The organism is Neoalteromonas flava, from assembly GCF_002807685.1.
GTDB lineage: Bacteria > Pseudomonadota > Gammaproteobacteria > Enterobacterales > Alteromonadaceae > Alteromonas_E > Alteromonas_E flava.
The window spans coordinates 231,071-249,921 of record NZ_PEAX01000001.1; the positions used below are offsets into that span (position 1 = coordinate 231,071).

Sequence of the window (18,851 nt, forward strand, 5' to 3'; positions counted from 1 at the left end):
TTTAGTCCCCCGCCGGCAGATTAACCTGAGTTTTTAATCCACCCAGAGTTGAACGCGAGACAGCAACTTTGCCATGATGTAAAGTAACGATGTGGGCCACAATCGATAACCCCAACCCTGAACCTTTCTCTCTAATTGCGGCCGACTCACTGCGGTAAAAGCGACTAAATACTTTGTCCAATTCGGCATCATCGACCCCTTTACCAGAGTCTTCAATAATGATTTCAATCTGTTGACCATTGCGCTGAGTCGCCACCTGGATCTTGGCACCAACGCCAGCATACTTAATCGAGTTGCGAACAATATTCTCAAACAATGTATACAGCGCAAAATAATCACCGTGCACCATACACTGCTGAGCATCTAATTCAATAGACTGCTGATTGTTGTCAATCTCGGTAAAATTACCGCTAATTACGTCTTGCAAGACTTGCTGAATATCAACCTGCTGCATTTCACTAGAGAATTGTTCAGGTGAAAATCGATACAGCGCAATCATTTGCTCAATCACATGTGCCATGCGCTGAATGTTTTGCTTTAGCTCATAAAACCCGGCGGCAGAAAGCTGTTGATTAGTAAAATCCTGCTCTAAGTTATGTGCCGTTAGGGTTAAAACACTTATGGGCGTACGCAATTCATGTGCAGCGTTTGCGGTCAATTCGCGTTCGCGTTCAAAAGATTGCGCCAAGCGTTCAAACAAACTATTAAGGCGCTCAACTACGGGAACGAGTTCATCGGGACTGTCTTGCAATGAAACGGTGGTGAGATCGTTTGCCGTCTTGCGTTTTAATTGATGGGAGAGCGAGATTAAACCCGACAAACTGCGTTTGATAATGTAGTAAATCAGCAGCGCAATAAGGGGAATAGTCAAGATAATAGGCGTAATCGTAACACGTAAAATAGACTCTGCAGATGCTGCTCGCAGATTAATAGGTTGCATAACAATCACGTCAAATTCGACCTTTGCAACACGAAAAACACGCCACCGTTTACCGTTAAAACTTTGCTCAGAAAATCCAGCTGGGAGATTGGCTATTTGTTGGCGAGTAACGTTATTGCTAGTTTTCGTTACCACTCCCTGCTGAATCACCTGAAATGCCAATTCGCCATCAAAATCTGTAGGGATCCGAGAATCTGATTCAACAAGATTAACTAACAACGCAGCTACCGTTCGCAATTCTTGATCAAACAATTCGTCCAACTGCGCTAAACTATTCCGGTAGCCATGCAATGCTGCTAAAAACGTCGCCAGCACAAACGTAGAAATGGTTAACAGCGTAAGTTGGCGCTTTATTGACACTACTTATTTCTCATTACATAACCGACACCACGTACCGTTTGAATGAAGCCATCGGGTAACTTTTTGCGGGCATTGTGCACATGCACCTCAATGGTATTACTACTGACTTCTTCACCCCATTCATATAATTTGGTCTCGAGTTGACTTTTCGACTGGATCCGCCCAGCCCCCTCCATCAGAGATTTAACGATCATATATTCACGTCGCGAGAGGTTAACCGGCAGGCCATCGCACTCTAGCGTGTTTGCTACGCTATCCAGCACCACATTACTGATGGTAATTAATGAAGCGTTAGCGGTACCTTGGCGTCGTTCAATAACCCGGATCCGAGCCAACAGTTCAGCCATTTCAAAGGGTTTTGCTAGATAGTCATCGGCTCCTAAATCAAGTCCTTTTACTTTACTATCAATACCATCTCTTGCCGTTAATACTAATACAGGCAGGGATTTCTGCGCTTGCTTAGCGTGTCGCAAGACCTCTAATCCATCCATATCCGGCAAGCCTAAATCTAGGATCACCATGTCTGCTGTTGCAGCAGCAATTGCCGCAATAGCATAGCGGCCGGTTTCCACCCAATCGACCGCATATTGCTCGCGCTTCAGCGACCTTCTTAGCCCTTCTGCGAGCGGAATATCATCTTCGACTAGCAATATACGCATGAATTAGATTTATCCCTCTTGAATTCAGAATACACATCTTTGTTTTGCATGAGTAAACGTAAATAAGTTTTCTTAAGGTTAGCTTAAGGTTGCTTGGATTTGTTAGAAATATAATGGTACTAACCTACAACGACATAACACTCGGTTGTGAAAGTGCCTAGATGCTGAAAATCGTACAGATTACCAGATTGACGAAGTATATAAGTGGTAGTGTAAGTTTGGTGCAAAAACGTAGTATGAGGAGATTGAGCCCTAGCCATGGAATCGTCTGAGAAAAAGAAATGGCGCGTGTGAAAGGATTCACCTCTCCGGTCACCGGGCCGACTGCCCTAGCCATGGAATCATCTAAGAAAAAGAAATGGCGCGTGTGGAAGGATTCGAACCTCCGACCGCCTGGTTCGTAGCCAGGTACTCTATCCAGCTGAGCTACACACGCGCAGATACATTTTAATTTAGCGTAAATTACCATTTAAGCAAGTGGCGCGTGTGGAAGGATTCGAACCTCCGACCGCCTGGTTCGTAGCCAGGTACTCTATCCAGCTGAGCTACACACGCGTAAAAGCAAAATGGCGGAGAGGGAGGGATTCGAACCCTCGATACGCGCAATACGTATGGTTCCTTAGCAGGGAACTGGTTTCAGCCACTCACCCACCTCTCCAAAATGTGGAGTCGCAGTTTAATGATTCACAAAGGGAAGTCAAACCTTTTTTAGCGCTAAAACTGCGGGTCGCGGATATTTTAACCAATTGATTCAAAAAGCTTCATTTATTGCGCAAATTAAAGCCAATAGTACTTTTTAACAGAGCAAAAAAAGGCCGAACGCATATCGTAGCTCGGCCTCTTGTTCCAATGTATAAAAATCACTCGTTACCGGGATTCTTCGCCGCGTTTCCACCCTTTTCAGCTTGGATCCGCATGTAAATCTCTTCCCGATGGACTGAGACTTCTTTCGGAGCATTAACGCCGATTCGAACCTGATTTCCTTTTACTCCCAAAACGGTAACGGTTACTTCGTCACCTACCATTAATGTTTCACCTACACGACGGGTCAAAATAAGCATTCTATTGCTCCTGTTCCTTAACGATTAGTTTTAGTCCCTAACTTAAAACGTTAATTACTTAGCTCTAGCAACTAACGACGGCATTCCTTGTAGCTTGATGTCACTGCAAACCACTCGACCTTTTTTTTATAACTTTTCCTGTAACCAAGTATTGACTGAATTTAGCGCATTTGCCAAGTTTTCTGGCTGATTACCACCGGCTTGTGCCATATCCGGTCGACCACCACCTTTTCCACCTACTTGCGCCGCAACAAAGTTCACCAATTCTCCGGCTTTAACTTTACTGGTTAAATCGTTGGTTACACCAGCAATCAAACCCACTTTATCGTCGCTGGCCGTCCCTAAACAAATTACTCCGGAACCAATCTGGTTTTTAAGGTCATCCAAAATGCCACGTAAAGCTTTACTTTCGATACCGGGCATTTCAGTCACCAATACTTTTACCCCATTAATCTCGGTGGCTTGGGACAGAACGTCTGCACCTTTTTGTGCATTGAGTTTTTGGCTTAGTTGTTGATTCGCCTTTTCCAGCTCTCGATTACTTTGTAGTACTGCTTTAATTCGCTCAACCAGGGCATTTGGATCAGCCTTGACCAATTGCGCCGCCTGAGCGACTCTGGCTTGCTGTTGCTGCACGTAATTCAACGCAGCCTCACCAGTAATAGCTTCGATACGTCTTACACCTGACGCAATACCGCTTTCCGATACAATCTTCAACAATCCAATTTCGCCGGTGCTAGTTACGTGTGTGCCACCACATAACTCAGTGGAAAACTCCCCCATACTGACCACGCGAACTTCGTCATCGTACTTTTCACCAAACAGCGCCATCGCACCAGCCGCTTTGGCCTCTTCTAACGCCATTAAACGTGTCGTTAATGTATGATTGGCGCGCACTTGCTGGTTAACCATGCGTTCAATGGTAACCAATTGCTCTTCTGTTACCGCCTCAAAGTGCGAGAAGTCAAAACGTAGTTTATCGCTGTCTACCAAACTACCTTTTTGGTTTACATGCTCACCCAACACTTTTCTAAGCGCCGCATGCAATAAATGAGTCGCGCTGTGATTGAGTTTAATGCTTTGACGTAAAGCTGCATCAATGGTTGCAGTCACGGTATCACCGACGCTAAGCGAGCCTTGCACATTACCTTTGTGCGCAAATGCACTGCCGAGCTTAATGGTATCGACGATATTAACCGATGCATTCGGCGCAGCGAGTAACCCTGTATCACCGACCTGACCACCCGATTCCGCGTAGAATGGCGTAGTATCAAGTATGATCAGCGCATCATTGGCATCAGCGACTTGCTCTACCTGCTTGCCATCAACAATGATTGCCTCGACGGTACTGGTCGCTTCTAATTGCTCATAACCGGTAAACTGAGTCACGCTATCAACGCTCACAACATTGGCATAATCAGCGCCAAATTGGCTGGACTGCTGCGCACGCTTGCGCTGTTGTTGCATATTCTCTGCGAAGCCAGCTTCATCAATACTGAAGCCTTTTTCACGCGCCACATCGGCGGTTAGATCAGCCGGGAAGCCATACGTGTCATAGAGTTTAAACACGACATCTCCTGGCACGGTATCACCCGTCATTTCATCTAACGCCTGATTCAACAAGTTCATTCCGCGCTCGAGGGTGCGACTGAATTGCTCTTCTTCAACGCGCAAAACCTTTTCGATAACCACACGCTGTTCAACCAGCTCAGGATAGGCATCTCCCATTTGCTCGCACAACACCGCAACAAGACGATAGAAAAAGATGTCGCTTGCGCCAAGCTTATAACCATGTCTAACCGCACGGCGAATAATCCGACGTAAAACATAACCACGGCCTTCATTTGAAGGCATTGCACCATCACAAATCAAGAAACTACAGGAACGAATATGATCCGCAATTACACGCAATGATTTATCTTCCAAGTCATTGGTGCCAACGATACTTGCCGCGCCCTTGATTAACGCTTGAAATAAATCGATTTCATAATTGCTATGCACATTCTGCAAAATTGCGCTGATCCGTTCTAACCCCATTCCAGTGTCAATTGAGGGACTAGGAAGCGGCTGCATTTCACCATCCGCTTGGCGATTGAATTGCATGAAAACCAGGTTCCAAATTTCGATAAAACGATCACCGTCCTCTTCTGGAGAGCCTGGAGGACCTCCCCAAATATGTTCACCGTGATCGTAAAAGATTTCTGAGCATGGACCACAAGGGCCTGTATCTCCCATGGACCAGAAGTTATCGGAGGTAGAAATACGGATGATTTTTTCGGCCGGAATTCCAATTTCATTGAGCCAAATGTTGTAAGCTTCATCATCTTCTGAGTAAACCGTGACCAATAATTTTTCTTTCGGAAGTTTTAGTTCTTCGGTCAAAAACTGCCATGAGAATGCAATCGCTTGCTGCTTGAAGTAGTCGCCAAAGCTAAAATTGCCTAACATCTCAAAAAACGTGTGGTGACGTGCGGTATAACCAACGTTATCCAAGTCGTTATGTTTACCACCGGCACGCACGCAGCGTTGCGATGACACTGCACGAGTATAAGAACGCTTGTCGGTACCTAAAAATACGTCTTTAAACTGGTTCATTCCCGCGTTAGTAAATAGCAAGGTGGGATCATCATGGGGGATCAACGAAGAGCTCGCCACTTCTTGGTGACCATGTTTGGCAAAGAAATCGATAAACTTACGTCGAATCTGAGCAGTTGATAGCGTCATGAAAAATCCTGTCTAATAGAAAAATTAAAAGTCGCTGCGACTCGCGCAAGCCCCCGAATTCAAGGGCGCAAAGATAGCATGTTTTACTGTGCACTGTTAAGCGTCAGATGGTGGTTCAGCGTTAATTGCGTAATTTATTTGTTCAAAAGTGAAACCGCGCCCAACTAAAAAGCGCTGTTGCTTTTGTTTTTGCTTTAAATCTGTCTCTACGGCGTCACCAAACTTCTTCACTTTGGCCATTCTTGCCATTTCCCACCAATCGATCTCGATACCTTCCAATACCTGTTGAATTATCGACTTTGCCACACCGTTTTGCTGCAGCTGTTGTTGCAAGCGTTGTGGTCCATGCCCTTTAAGTTGGGCCGCTCGAACCATCATTTCGGTATAGCGCAGATCAGATTGCAAGCCTTGCTCAATTAAACGCTCGATAACTTCCACAACAGCAGCACTAGCGAATCCATTCTGGGTTGACTTGCGTAACAATTCCTTCTGACTGTGCTCGCGGCGGCTCAGCAATCGCACCAACGCATGATAAATTTGTTGTTTGTCATCTTCACGGGCATTATTTATCAAACAGAAACAACCTTAAACTGATAGTTATAAAGAGTGCAGTATACCCAAAGTGACCATGAATTTAGTGCTTAAATCTGTTCCATCTATTCGCCACTGCAATCGTGCACGTTGGAACGAGCTCACAACTGAATTACCGCCTTTTCTGCACTACGACTTTTTACAGCTATTAGAAACGAGTAGCAGCGTCGGCTCTGACACAGGATGGCTGCCAAATTATCTCATTGTGGTTGAACAAGAAAGCGAACGCGAGGTTGCCTACATACCGGCTTTTCTTAAAGAGCACAGCTATGGCGAGTACGTTTTCGACCACGCGTGGGCAAATGCGTATCATCAACATGGACTTGCGTACTACCCTAAATTGGTAATTGCTGTACCGTTTACACCTGTCACTGCAAAAAAGGTGCTGTGTGAGGTTCAAGACTTAGAAAGGGTTGTGGCCTATTTACCTGCCGCAATTGCTAGTTATTGCCAGCAGCATCACTTGTCCTCTTTTCATTGGCTATTCGATAACAGCTTGGAAGGCTCGCCGAAAGAACCTTTACTCACCCAACGCTTGTCGGTGCAATTTCAGTGGCAAAATAATCAATACACTAACTTTGATCACTTTTTACAACGTTTCACTTCACGTAAGCGTAAAGATATCCGTAAAGAAAGAATCAAAGTTACGCAACAAAACATCCGCATAGAACGGTATTGCAATACCCAGATTACCGACAATTTAATGGACTTTTTTTATCGTTGCTACCAGTCTACCTACCTTAAACGCAGCGGGCATGCAGGTTATCTCACCGCGGATTTTTTCTCCCAGCTTTGTGGTATGTTAAAAGATTCGTTGATGCTGGTGCTCGCATATCAAAACGAGCAGCCGATTGCAGCGGCGTTGTACTTATATGACCACACAGGATTGTATGGCCGCTATTGGGGCTCGTTGGTAGATGTCGACAGTTTACATTTTGAATGTTGCTACTACCAAGGCATAGAGTTCGCTATCGAACGGCAATTACCCCTTTTTAATCCAGGGACGCAAGGGGAGCACAAATTACTGCGCGGGTTTGAACCGATATTTTGTCAGTCTTACCATCATTGTTGTGAACCCGCATTTCAACGAGCAGTAATCGATTTTACTGAGCAGGAGCGTCGAGCAGTTCAGGCGTATCATGCTCAATTACAGGCTGTTGTGCCATTTAAGAAAACAGAGTGACAAGCCCATGTTAAGGCCAAGTCACCTCACTAATTAAACAGGAATATCATGAAAAAATCAGTAATAGCTTTAGCCATTGCGACGAGTTTAGGACTCGCTGCATGTAGCCCTCAGTCGACAGAACAAGTGGCGAACAATGCGCCAGCAGCGGAAGCGGAAGCGGCAGCCGTGAATACAGCAGCAGAAATTGGCAGTTTCGGCGTTGATTTGAGCGCACGAAATGAAGCGGTTAAACCCGGCGATGACTTCTTCATGTACGCCTCTGGCACATGGTATGACACCTATGAGTTACCGGCAGACAAGACGCGCTTTGGCGCCTTTTCTGCATTGGCTGACCGCAGTGAGGAACAAGTAAAAAGTATCATCGACGATTTGAACAACAGTGAAAATCTTACTGGTGAAGCCAAACTGATTGCCGATTTTTACCACAGCTATATGGACACCGAAGCACTCAATGCCAAGGGTATCGCAACAATACAGCCAATGCTTGAGAATATAGCTGCAATTGCGTCGGTAACAGACCTAACCCGCGAATTTGGTAAGGCTTGGTTAACCGATAGCAATTCTCCTTTATGGGCTGGCATGTGGTATGACCGTTTAGATCCTAACAAATATCAAGTTAACGTCGGAGTGGCCGGCTTAGGGTTACCGGATCGCGATTATTACTTAAGTGACGATGAGCGCTTTGTGAAAATTCGTGAAGCTTATCAAGCGCATATTGCGGAAATGTTGGCGTTTACTGGTAGCGAAACAGCTACTGAAGACGCTGCAGCGATTTTAGCCTTAGAAACCAAAATCGCTGAGATCCAATGGCCACGTGAAAAACGTCGGAATCGCGATTTAACTCTTAACCAAATTGAACGTAGTGAACTGGCAGATGCCTACCCCTATTTCGATTGGACCGTTTTCTTTGAGTCTTCAGGTTACCAGGTACCTAACTTAAACATCACACAGCCCGACCCCGTGCGTGGCGCAATCACATTAATCAACCAAGAACCCCTGGAAACGTGGAAGGCGTATCTGCAATACCACACCATTAGCAATAACGCTGAGCTTCTCTCAGAAGACATCTATAACGCCAACTTCGCGTTCTTTGGCAAAACGTTAAATGGTCAGCAAGAACCCCGGGATCGCTGGAAGCGTGCCGTCAGCCAAATGTCGGGGACTGAGTCTCTAGGCTTTGCGATTGGTAAAGTTTACGTTGACCGCTTCTTCCCTGAAAGTTCAAAAGCGCAAATGGCGGAGCTCGTCGAGAACCTGCGTACCGCATTGGGTGAACGCATTGAAAATCTTGATTGGATGGGCGAAGAAACCAAGAAAAATGCACAAGCCAAGCTCGCAGCATTCAATCCTAAAATTGGTTATCCAGATGTTTGGGAAAGCTTTGATGGATTAGAAATCTCGCGCGACGATCTCGTAGCGAACGTGCAACGTATTCGTCAGTTCTTCCAAGATAAATCTGTCGCACAGGAATTAGAGCCTACTGATCGCAACCGTTGGGGCATGACACCGCAACGTGTGAATGCATACTACAACAGTTCATTCAACGAGATCGTATTCCCTGCGGCGATTCTGCAACCACCATTTTTCGATCCTAACGCCGACCCAGCCGTTAACTACGGTGCAATTGGCGCCGTTATTGGACATGAAATGGGGCATGGATTTGATGATCAAGGTTCGAAGTCAGACGCCAACGGTATTCAACGCAATTGGTGGACGGAAGATGATCGCGCCGCTTTCGAAGCCAAGACTCAGCAATTGATCGCTCAGTATAGTGCGTATGAGCCAATTGAAGGGAATTTTGTTAATGGGCAAAACAGTTTAGGCGAAAACATTGGTGACGTTGGTGGGCTTGCGATGGCATATCACGCCTATAAGCTTAGCCTGAATGGTAAAGAAGCGCCGATTATTGATGGTACCACCGGTGATCAACGCTTCTTCCTAGCCTGGGCCCAAGTCTGGAAAGAAAAGCGCACAGAAGAAAGTATGCTTAACCAATTGCGGGGTGGCACGCACTCACCAGGTCGCTACCGCGCATTAGCACCTCGTAACCACGATGCCTGGTACGAGGCGTTTAATGTTCAACCGGGTGATGCGTTATACCTTGCACCAGAAGAACGCGTGCGTATATGGTAAAAGTTGACTAATCGCTAGCAATTAAAAAAGGGAGCCGAGGCTCCCTTTGTTTAATAAGACGATAGCTTATGCGCTTTTAGCAGCAGTTTTAGTTGCTGGCTTTGCGTTTAACTTAGCTACTGCTGCAGTCAATGCATCGATTTTAGCATTTAGCTCTTCGATTTTTACGTCAGCATCAGTCTTGTTTAGACCAAGTTTAGTGCGCACGGTCTCAACACGAGCTTCAAGATCAGCTTTAGCAGTAACTGAAGATTTAACTTCTGCTACTTTCGCTTTACCTTGAGCTTCGATTACTTCACCTTTCGCTACTAACTCTGCAAACAATTTGTTTGAATCAGTAGAAAGTGCGTCAAAACGACCTTTAACTTCTTCAACACCTTTGCCGTATGCACCGATACCTGCTAACCAGATGTTACGGGCCATTTCTTCAGCATTAGCAGCAGTTTGTTTAATCATTTCGATATTGTTGTTCATAATAGTCTCTCCCAAAATGTAAAATAAAATCAGTGAATCGCTTGATGGTGTGTAGAATAAAGATCACAGTTAGAAATCGCATACTAATTAATCATTTTTTTATTAAAATTTTATAACCAACTGTTTTAAAAGAGATTAAATTTGACATCAGCAATAATTACATTTTGGAACGGCAATAAATCATCGATCCGCAGGCAATATGAGAGAGCCTTAATTGAGTTATGCCTGAAACACGCGGGGATGAGTGACGTAAGCGTAGTTGTCGATGACACCAACTATCCGAGTGCTGAAGATGAGGGCAACATCTTTGCTACTGGGTGTGACGTGCTAGTGACTGTAGATGGCAATCAAAAATTTGCTGGAAAACCGTTGATTAAAATTAATAAACCGCTGTGTAAAGATTTACTGAGTCACCGCTTACTGATCATTAAACAAGACCGACAACACATCTTCACAACTGCCATGACAAATACTGATTTGCGGCAGCTGAAGGCAGGAATTCCTGCGACGTGGGCAGATGCTGAGATCATGCGCAGCAATCATTGTCGGGTGTTTGAATACGGCGAGCTAAATGATATTTTTCTCGCTCTTGAAGACGGGCAATGCGATTACGTCCCCCTTGGTGCTAATGAAATTGAAGCCATCTATGCTGACTTTGATTGCGCCGCAAACGGATTGTTCATCGAGCCAAACCATGTCATTCACTACCCGTTACCCTTAGTGTTTTATGTTAACGCTAAGCGCGGCGAGCTAGCTCGAAGGATCGAAACTGGACTTTCTGACGCAATGAAATCAGGAGCTTTTGATGCGCTTTTCAACGCTCATTTTCCGGCTGTGTTTCAACGTCTTGATGTCGCTAAACGAAACTTGCACCGGTTTTCGAATCCTAACCTAGTGTGACTGTACCCTCTGTTTTTATTGAATTTACTGTCTCATGTGAGGCTTTTGAGCTAGTCTGAAAAGACGTAAGTTTGATTTCGCTTAGTTCAGGTCATATTTCAAAGTGCAGAATATCCGCGTTAAATATTTTTTAGCAGTCTCAATTCTAGCCTGTATGGTCACCTTTACCTGGGGTTGGCTAAGCTACCTGATTGGCCATCAGCGCAATGATGCATCGATCATCAATGTGGCTGGTCAGCAACGAATGCTGAGTCAGCGCATTGCGCTACTAAGCTATCAACAACTGGAAAATGAAAAGCACCTGGAAACACTATCCAGAGCAGTCAATCAGTTCAAAGAGAACAATCAGTATTTACTAGAATTAGAAGTACTACCTTCGCGTGTCTCAGAGCTTTATTTTGGATACCCAGAGCTGCAGCAAAGAGTTATCCAATACATCGATAATGCAGAAGCTTTTGTAGAACAACCAACGCCACAGATGCAACAAGTATTGGGTCAGAACGATGTCGACACTTTACTTTATGATTTAAACGCCGTTGTTGAGGCATTTGAAGCAGCGGCAAATGAGCGAACTGATAAATTATTTCAATTAGAAACTATTATTTGGTTGGTCTCACTGCTGATCCTCGTCCTCGAAGTCTTGTTTATCTTTGAACCCATGCGAGCACAAATTTTACAGCAAATCGACAAATTAAAGTTAGCGATAGCCGAGGCGAAACAGGCAGAGCAAAAGGCCATTGAAGCAAAACAAGTCAAGTCGCAGTTTTTAGCTAATATGTCGCATGAACTGCGTACGCCAATGACGGGTATGTTTGGCATGCTGGACCTAGCTGAGTCCAATCCAGATAAGGCGCAATCTTTCATCACTAAAGCCAAACGCTCAGGTCAACAATTACTTGACCTGATCAATGATATTTTGGATTTTGAAAAAATTGAGTCGGGCAAGATGACGCTAAGCCCTACCGACTTTTCTCTTCTTGAGTTAATGGACAATATTTGCACAAATGCAGACATTTTGTGTCGTCAAAAGGGCATTTACTTTGTCTACGAGTGCCCCAATGATTTGCCACATTATGTTCATTCAGATCCAAGCAAACTTTCTCAAATTCTAACCAATATTGTAACTAATGCTGTTAAGTTTACTCATGAAGGCGAAGTGCGCTTGACTGTTACCACCCCGGTAATAAATAACGCTCATCATATCGAAATGCGCATAAAAGATACCGGTATTGGTATGACATCAGAACAACAACAGAAAATATTTCAGGCGTTCACCCAAGCTGATAGTTCGACATCTCGAAAATTTGGCGGGACCGGATTAGGACTAAGTATTGTAAGCAAGCTGGTCGAAATGTTTAATGGCAACATACGCGTAGACAGTGAAGTTGGCAAAGGAAGCACATTCATAGTGTGTATCCCTGTCAAAATTGCTGAACCGCCAGCAATTCAAGAACATCAGATCAGCATCGGCCGTAAATTAACTTGTGCTATCGTGGACGATCTCGAAGCCACCCGCGAATTCATAGATGCGCAAGCGTCAGCATTAGGCTATGAAGTACAGCGATATGAATCTGGTGTTAAGTTTCTTAATGATTCACCGTGTGTGGATGTTCTGATCATTGATCTGTTCATGCCCGATTTGGATGGTTTCGATGTTTTACGCAAGTTACGACAATTTTGTAATACATATCCATCGCAAACCATAATGATAACCGCGGCTTACGATCAAGTAGATATTCCCGAAGATCTGGCAGATGATATACAACGACTGACTAAAAAACCGCTGGACAAACAACAGGTTCGGCAGTTGCTCTTGAACGCCAAAGATAAAGTTCTCAACCGGCGCAGCGAAAACCTAAGCGGAAAATTCATCTTAGTGGTTGAAGATAACCCTATCAATGCTGAAATAGTTAAGACAATGCTAACTACCGAAAACTACAAAACTCTAGTTGCCGTGAACGGACAGGAAGCAATAGATGTACTCAATAGTTTAAGTAAAAAACCTGATTTAGTGTTGATGGACATGCAAATGCCGGTATTAGACGGTGTTGCGGCGACTACTATTATTCGAGAAAAACTGAATCTAAAAGCACCAATTATTGGACTAACCGCAAACGCACAGCCATCCGATAGAGTCGTATGCATCGAAGCAGGCATGAATGACGTTGTGACCAAGCCCATCGACAAGGCGCTGCTACTGGATACTATTGAGCAATACTTGAACCCTTAAATAATTTGCCGCCGTAAAGCTCTCTGTATTGCGAGTTTTATTTTTCGGGCTTCAAGTCAGCATGAATGGAAATGGTTTGATTCGTTTAGAAACCAAGGTGACTATATCGCACCGTTTGTGCGCATGTCGTCAAGCCCGAATTGGTTTGACAGCTTTTGCTCTCTCATAGATTCGCTCAGGGAGTTGCTAAGGCGGAGTAAATTTCCGCATCTCAATCTAGGGTAATAAAAAAGCGAACAATGTCGATATAGAAATCATTGATTTACTTTTACCCGTCAGCATAACTCTATGAAAGATCTAGTATTCGCAGAAAAACACCGTCAAAGAGCACTCTCTATCAATATCGAATCATCTCCAGTGCTAGATAGTTTTAACAAAAAAGTGGTAGCGACAGGCAGTTGTTTCGCTTATGCGATTTCGAAAAATCTAAATGACTTAGGATTTAAGATACAGTTCGACGGACGAAGTGCAACGCGTTTTAGTGTCAAAAGCTTTGCTTCTTATATGCAGCATTTAATCGAGTTACCAAGCACTCATGCTGACTCCAAGGCAGTCTACGAGAATTCGACATACAAGAACCAGAAAAAAGACGTCATAACTTCAACATTGCATAACGGCCTGTACGGCATAAATACAAACATTGATATGTTCTCTCAGCAATGTTTTCAGATTGATAAAACGTTTAAAGAAAAGTTGAAAAACGCGGATCTGGTTATTGTCACATTGGGTACGAGTCAGTATTTGAAATTAAAACGGAGAGGAAATGTAGTAACAAATTTCCAAGGGATTGATCGCTCAGAGTTTGACTTTATTGAGCCCACTACAAGTGAAGTCACAAATGATGTGCAATATATTCTAAAAGCTCTCGAAATTCTTACTAATGAGTCAGCTATGATTTGTTTTACAGTGAGTCCCCAAAGATATGCATGGGGGCCAATTGGCGACTTCAAAGATCAAGAAACCGAGTGGAGTAATGAACTTGGTGCGTTTCCAAAGGATGGATTGGTAGCAAATTGTTATGATAAGTCTAAAGTGCGTGTGGCCCTTCAAGATGGAATTCAGGGAACCTCAATAAATCGTGATATCAGATATTTTCCTTCTTATGAAATGGTACTCGATGAACTACGTAGTAAAGAAGCTTTTGGTGTTCGAGATTCCGATTACGGGCACGTGGCACAAACCACCTCGGCATATGTAGTCAATCGTTTTGTGAATAAATATATGAGCGAGGAACTAAAAACTTTCATCGAAGTTCAAAAAAGCTTTGCTAAAGACGTTCAGGGATTTAAGCAATTATCGGTTCAAGAGCGCGTTACTATCTTGGTGAGGGCAGCAGAAAATCTAGAGCGTCACAATTTCCTTCCCGTCCCGCAAGGCTTTGTGCAACCGTTAAGACAAGCATACACTCAACTTGTAAATTCGGGCATCGAGATTGAACCATCTCGTCGCCTATACCTTGACCGTCTTTTTGCCTGCGGAACTGACTTAATCGCTGAAGTACAACGGGCACTGGAACAGCAAACCAATGATATTGATATCATTCTTTATGGCGCTGGCATAAGTGCCAAAAACTTGCTCGAGAAAACAGATTTACTAAATAGAAATATCGTGATGATTTGTGATCGTAACGCCGCAGTAATTGATAAGTTTTTTGGGTTTGAAGTTCAGCCCCCTGAGGCTCTGGCTCACTTTCCAAATGCTAAACTTTTGATTAGCGCTCAAGAAAGCAGAGAATCAATCATCGCTGATTTGTCTGAACAAGGGATAAGCCGCGATCGCATAATATGTTAAAAAAAACTTGCATAGCAACAGATACCTAATATAGACAGTTTGCTTAATGTACTACTCAACATAAGAAGGGCTCTTGATGCTAAACCATTAGTTTCCATTATAAAAACGTTAAGCTAGTTTTTTATCCACTAAAGTTTTTAACTGTTAGCGTTGAATCATTTGACTTGTTTAAGTTGAAACTCTACTGGTCAATAATATAGAAAACGCATTTCATAGGGTCTAGTTTACGTATGCAGCAGACCCTTATTTTCACTCGGATGAAGCGCTATAAACAAATAACAATTACTTCTGCCAAACTAATAAATGGTTATTCGCTGGCATGTCATGCATTTCGATCAGTGTGAGTGGCTCAGCCCATTCGATAAGTTCTTCAACATCACGATAGCCGCCGTATCCTTGCGCTAGCAGTTTGTGATGAAATGCTTGATTACTCGCACTGGTAAACTGGCCTTGCTGAGTAAATGGACCGTACTGGCAAAACACGCCGCCCAGCGGCAAGTGCTCAGCAATCAGCGACATCATCAGTTTAACTTCATCATGCTGCATAATGTGTGCGGAATTAGCCGTAAAAACCGCATCGCAGGCTTCAGCTGGCCACTCGTTTAGCCCAATTGAAAATGCTAACGGCGCTCGCACATTGGCTTGGTGAAAATCGGCTAAGTGCAATGATAAAAGACTAAAAAACTCTATCTGGTTAGTTGACTATCAGTTCTATCAAATCACAGTTGTAACACTTGCGTTAATAAAAAAACTATGGTTTATTACTCCAGCCTCTAATAAAAGAGGTAAAAAAAAGGACTATTTTTTAAGGATGAAGATATAATGGTGTCGCAAGGTTTGTTCGAAAAAAAAACAACGGAACATTCAACCTTTCTTCCTGTACTGCCAGAAGTTGATGACGATAAATCAAAAAAATACAGTCACTTATTCAAAAAAAATTCTTCTTGCGGTTTGCTGCTATGTAAACCTCTAGTCTTATCAGCAATATATGATTTAGAGAAAGGTTTAACTCAATCAAGAAGTCTTCAAACAGACGTATTCTTAGAATCTTTTGCAAACAATCTCATTTCAGAAATCGTACCTATAACTACGCCAACTTTTGTTCTTGAATTAAATAATCAAAGAGAATCGAAAAAGCTAGCAGGAAATACTGATGACGAAAAATACGAATACTTTCTTAATGTCTGTGACACAGATAACTTTAGAAGTTTAATTTATGCGAAATACCCTTTACTGTTGTCCGACTTAAGAAGGGTTTTAAACAACTGGGTAACCAACAGCTTAGAGTTGGCTCAAAGGTTCACGGTAGACTTTAATGAAATAAGAAAAGAATTCAAAACAACAGGAAAACTTGTATCAATTAAGGGAAATCTCAGCGACAAACACAGAGGTGGAAAACGTGTTCACGAACTTAATTTTTCTGATGGAAAAAAACTAATATATAAACCACGTAGTTGCGGTGTAGAGAAGTCCTATCAACAATTACTGAGGTGGCTGGAAAAAAAAGATAGCAACCTCAATCACCATTCGTTTTCTATTCTGGAACGTGGTCTTTATGGCTGGTGCCAATATGTTGAAGCAAAGAGTTGTGTAACAGAACAAGAAGTTGAAAAGTACTACTTTAGAGTAGGCTCTTTGATTGCCTTAATGTACTCGCTCTCAGCGACTGATTTCCATTTTGAAAATTTGGTTGCTCATGGAGCTTTTCCCGTTGCTGTAGACCTTGAATGCCTTTTCCATCCTCATATTTCAATTGATTTCGAATGTAAGTTTGATGTACCTAGTGCTAAAGCTTTCGACTACTCAATATTAAATTCTCACATACTTCCAGTCCGGCATATCAGTCCGACAGGAGAGTTAGGCTTTGATTTTTCTGCATTAGGAGCGCGAAAAGGCCAGCGGACATCTTCAAAAGTCGCAGTGATAAAAAATAAAGCTACAATCCATATGCGCATTGAAAATGAGTACCGTGAAGTTAACTGCCAATCTATTGATCCTATTTATAATTCAGTTGCTCAATCAGCTCATCAACACGTAGATTCGATTTTATCCGGATTCCAAAATACGTATCGCATCTTATCCGACCATAAAGATGAACTCATTAGCTCAAATGGACCTATATATCAATTTGCGGAGACTGAAACTCGCATAATATTGAGACCGACGCGCCAGTACGCCAGACTCTCTGCTTTACTATCCCATCCCTCTTTGCTCGTATCTAAGGAAGCACGAGCTGTTTTCCTTGAAAAACTAAGAATTGGAGCTGCAGATTTTCCAGCACTTTCTCATGTTATTAGCATTGAAAGCACTATGCTCGACAAAGGTGACATACCGGCATTTACGACGACTCCAAACAGTAAGACATTAAAAGAACTAGATGGAGGAGCAACAGATGAATTTTTGCATCGATCCGGATTAGAGCGCTCATTAGAGATTATACGCAATTTATCTAAACAAGACCTTGACGTTCAATCTTGGATTCTCAAGAGCAGCTTGAAAACGACCACTAGCAGTCTGAATAGTTTCGATGAAACGCAGTATCGCAGCTCAACAATAAATCCAACACTGGCATCAGATGCAAACTCCTCTGTTCACCAGCTTTACAAACGCATTAAAGATATGGGAATGGAAAATGACACCCATGTCATGTGGCTAGGAATAGAGAACCAACAATCCCATTGGATGTTTAGACCTTTAAGCTACGACCTATACAACGGAACATCAGGGATAGCGCTGTTCTTAGCCTATTATGCGCATAAGTATCAATCTAACGATGCCAAGCTACTGGCTTTGAAAGCTCTGAGTTACGCTAGATATCAACTAAGCAAAAGTAGTGATAAAAAAATAGGTTTATTTTCAGGAGCTTCAGGATACATATATACATTATTGCATATGGGAACACTTTTTAGTGATTTCAGTTTAATTGAGGAAGCAAATTCAGTTGCAATTGATCTCTCAGATTTTATATCGCAAGACGAAAAGCTGGACCTAATAGATGGCTGCGCAGGATTTATCATGTCCATTACGCAATTGTATGAAATAGTGCCTAGTCCTCAACTGCGACAATTAATAGAAAAAGCTCAAGGACATCTAGTTAAAAATGCAAAGAAAAACAAATTTGGGGTTTCTTGGCCAACCAATAAGAGATCTGCAATGGCCGGGATGTCCCATGGAAATGCTGGAATCCTGCTATCATTAGCTAAGGCTTTTTCCATAACAAACAACCAATCATTATTAGATACTATTTTACAAGGCTTAAGCTTCGAGAACTCTTTATTCAACGAAAACAAGCTGGGCTGGCTAACTCGTATTGACCATAATTCTAAGACTGAAGACAGTGAGCCAACTATGCTTTCATGGTGCCATGGAGCTCCCGGAATACTGCTTGCGAGAGCAGCAATGAAACAAGCAATAGTCTTCCCCGAAGACATACACAAAATTCTCGACAAAGATATACAAAGGGCCGCTAAAATAACTGCAAAATCAAGCCTTTTCGGAAGAGATTGCTTATGCCATGGAATATTAGGGAACTTACTTGCTTTATTTCAAGCGAAAGAAAGTGGAGTTAATGAGTTCAACTACGAATTGCAAAAATCACTAACGAATACAATAGCCATAGGCAGTTGTGATGGTTGGAAAAGCGGAATTCCTTTTGACGAGGACACGCCTGGATTGATGACCGGACTAGCAGGCATAGGTATGGCACTTATGCGATTGGATACACCAGAACTAGTTCCTTGTGTCTTATCAATACAGTCACCAACTTCAATATTCTAATTGTATAGGTATGATTGTTGGCAGT

The 18,851-nt window shown here is 43.0% G+C and carries 13 protein-coding genes and 3 tRNA genes; 6 read left to right on the top strand and 10 right to left on the bottom strand.

The features are described 5' to 3' along the window. Position 1: 1 nt before the first annotated feature. The 8 genes from CSH92_RS01125 to CSH92_RS01160 all read right to left on the bottom strand — a co-directional run bounded on the left by CSH92_RS01125 (position 2) and on the right by CSH92_RS01160 (position 6,317). Positions 2-1,300, bottom strand: coding sequence for a sensor histidine kinase (locus CSH92_RS01125; protein WP_100655762.1), 1,299 nt, complete (start codon positions 1,298-1,300; stop codon positions 2-4). Further along, positions 1,300-1,959, bottom strand: a complete 660-nt coding sequence (locus CSH92_RS01130; RefSeq protein WP_100655763.1) for a response regulator — start codon at positions 1,957-1,959, stop codon at positions 1,300-1,302. The genes CSH92_RS01125 and CSH92_RS01130 overlap by 1 nt, the downstream gene beginning before the upstream one ends. A 359-nt stretch (positions 1,960-2,318) precedes the next feature. Further along, positions 2,319-2,395, bottom strand: a tRNA-Arg gene (locus CSH92_RS01135). Between the two features lie 42 nt (positions 2,396-2,437). Next, a tRNA-Arg gene (locus CSH92_RS01140) sits at positions 2,438-2,514 on the bottom strand. A gap of 12 nt (positions 2,515-2,526) precedes the next feature. Next, positions 2,527-2,617 (bottom strand) — tRNA-Ser (locus tag CSH92_RS01145). Between the two features lie 202 nt (positions 2,618-2,819). Then, positions 2,820-3,020, bottom strand: a complete 201-nt coding sequence (gene csrA, locus CSH92_RS01150) for a carbon storage regulator CsrA (RefSeq protein ID WP_100655764.1) — start codon at positions 3,018-3,020, stop codon at positions 2,820-2,822. A 126-nt stretch (positions 3,021-3,146) separates the two neighbouring features. Beyond that, a complete protein-coding gene (alaS, locus tag CSH92_RS01155) occupies positions 3,147-5,744 on the bottom strand; it encodes an alanine--tRNA ligase (protein ID WP_100655765.1) in 2,598 nt (865 codons plus the stop codon). Between the two features lie 96 nt (positions 5,745-5,840). After that, positions 5,841-6,317 carry a regulatory protein RecX gene (locus tag CSH92_RS01160; protein WP_100655766.1) on the bottom strand — a complete coding sequence of 159 codons (477 nt, stop codon included), beginning with the start codon at positions 6,315-6,317 and terminating at the stop codon, positions 5,841-5,843. A 55-nt stretch (positions 6,318-6,372) separates the two neighbouring features. Here CSH92_RS01160 and CSH92_RS01165 point away from each other — a divergent pair, with 55 nt between their 5' ends. Both CSH92_RS01165 and CSH92_RS01170 read left to right on the top strand, forming a co-directional pair. Next, complete coding sequence (locus CSH92_RS01165) at positions 6,373-7,518, top strand: GNAT family N-acetyltransferase (RefSeq protein ID WP_100655767.1); 1,146 nt, start codon at positions 6,373-6,375, stop codon at positions 7,516-7,518. 48 nt (positions 7,519-7,566) lie between these two features. Then, complete coding sequence (locus CSH92_RS01170; RefSeq protein ID WP_100655768.1) at positions 7,567-9,654, top strand: M13 family metallopeptidase; 2,088 nt, start codon at positions 7,567-7,569, stop codon at positions 9,652-9,654. Positions 9,655-9,720: 66 nt separating this feature from the next. Here CSH92_RS01170 and CSH92_RS01175 read toward each other — a convergent pair whose 3' ends face one another. Next, on the bottom strand, positions 9,721-10,128 hold the full coding sequence (locus CSH92_RS01175) for a phasin family protein (protein WP_100655769.1): 408 nt from the start codon (positions 10,126-10,128) through the stop codon (positions 9,721-9,723). Between the two features lie 141 nt (positions 10,129-10,269). Here CSH92_RS01175 and CSH92_RS01180 point away from each other — a divergent pair, with 141 nt between their 5' ends. From CSH92_RS01180 to CSH92_RS01190, 3 genes are all read left to right on the top strand, one after another. After that, on the top strand, positions 10,270-11,028 hold the full coding sequence (locus tag CSH92_RS01180) for a type 2 periplasmic-binding domain-containing protein (RefSeq protein ID WP_164084623.1): 759 nt from the start codon (positions 10,270-10,272) through the stop codon (positions 11,026-11,028). Between the two features lie 103 nt (positions 11,029-11,131). Then, positions 11,132-13,258: a response regulator gene (locus CSH92_RS01185; protein WP_124916895.1), complete on the top strand. Its 2,127-nt coding sequence runs from the start codon at positions 11,132-11,134 to the stop codon at positions 13,256-13,258. A 288-nt stretch (positions 13,259-13,546) separates the two neighbouring features. Beyond that, positions 13,547-15,049, top strand: a complete 1,503-nt coding sequence (locus tag CSH92_RS01190) for a GSCFA domain-containing protein (protein ID WP_100655772.1) — start codon at positions 13,547-13,549, stop codon at positions 15,047-15,049. A gap of 282 nt (positions 15,050-15,331) precedes the next feature. Here CSH92_RS01190 and CSH92_RS01195 read toward each other — a convergent pair whose 3' ends face one another. After that, the gene (locus tag CSH92_RS01195; protein ID WP_240612700.1) at positions 15,332-15,715 is read right to left on the bottom strand and encodes a DUF938 domain-containing protein; all 384 of its coding nucleotides are present in this window, start codon (positions 15,713-15,715) and stop codon (positions 15,332-15,334) included. A gap of 156 nt (positions 15,716-15,871) precedes the next feature. On the opposite strand from CSH92_RS01195, the gene CSH92_RS01200 reads away from it, so the two are divergent. Then, the gene (locus CSH92_RS01200) at positions 15,872-18,826 is read left to right on the top strand and encodes a type 2 lanthipeptide synthetase LanM family protein (RefSeq protein WP_100655774.1); all 2,955 of its coding nucleotides are present in this window, start codon (positions 15,872-15,874) and stop codon (positions 18,824-18,826) included. Positions 18,827-18,851 lie beyond the last annotated feature (25 nt).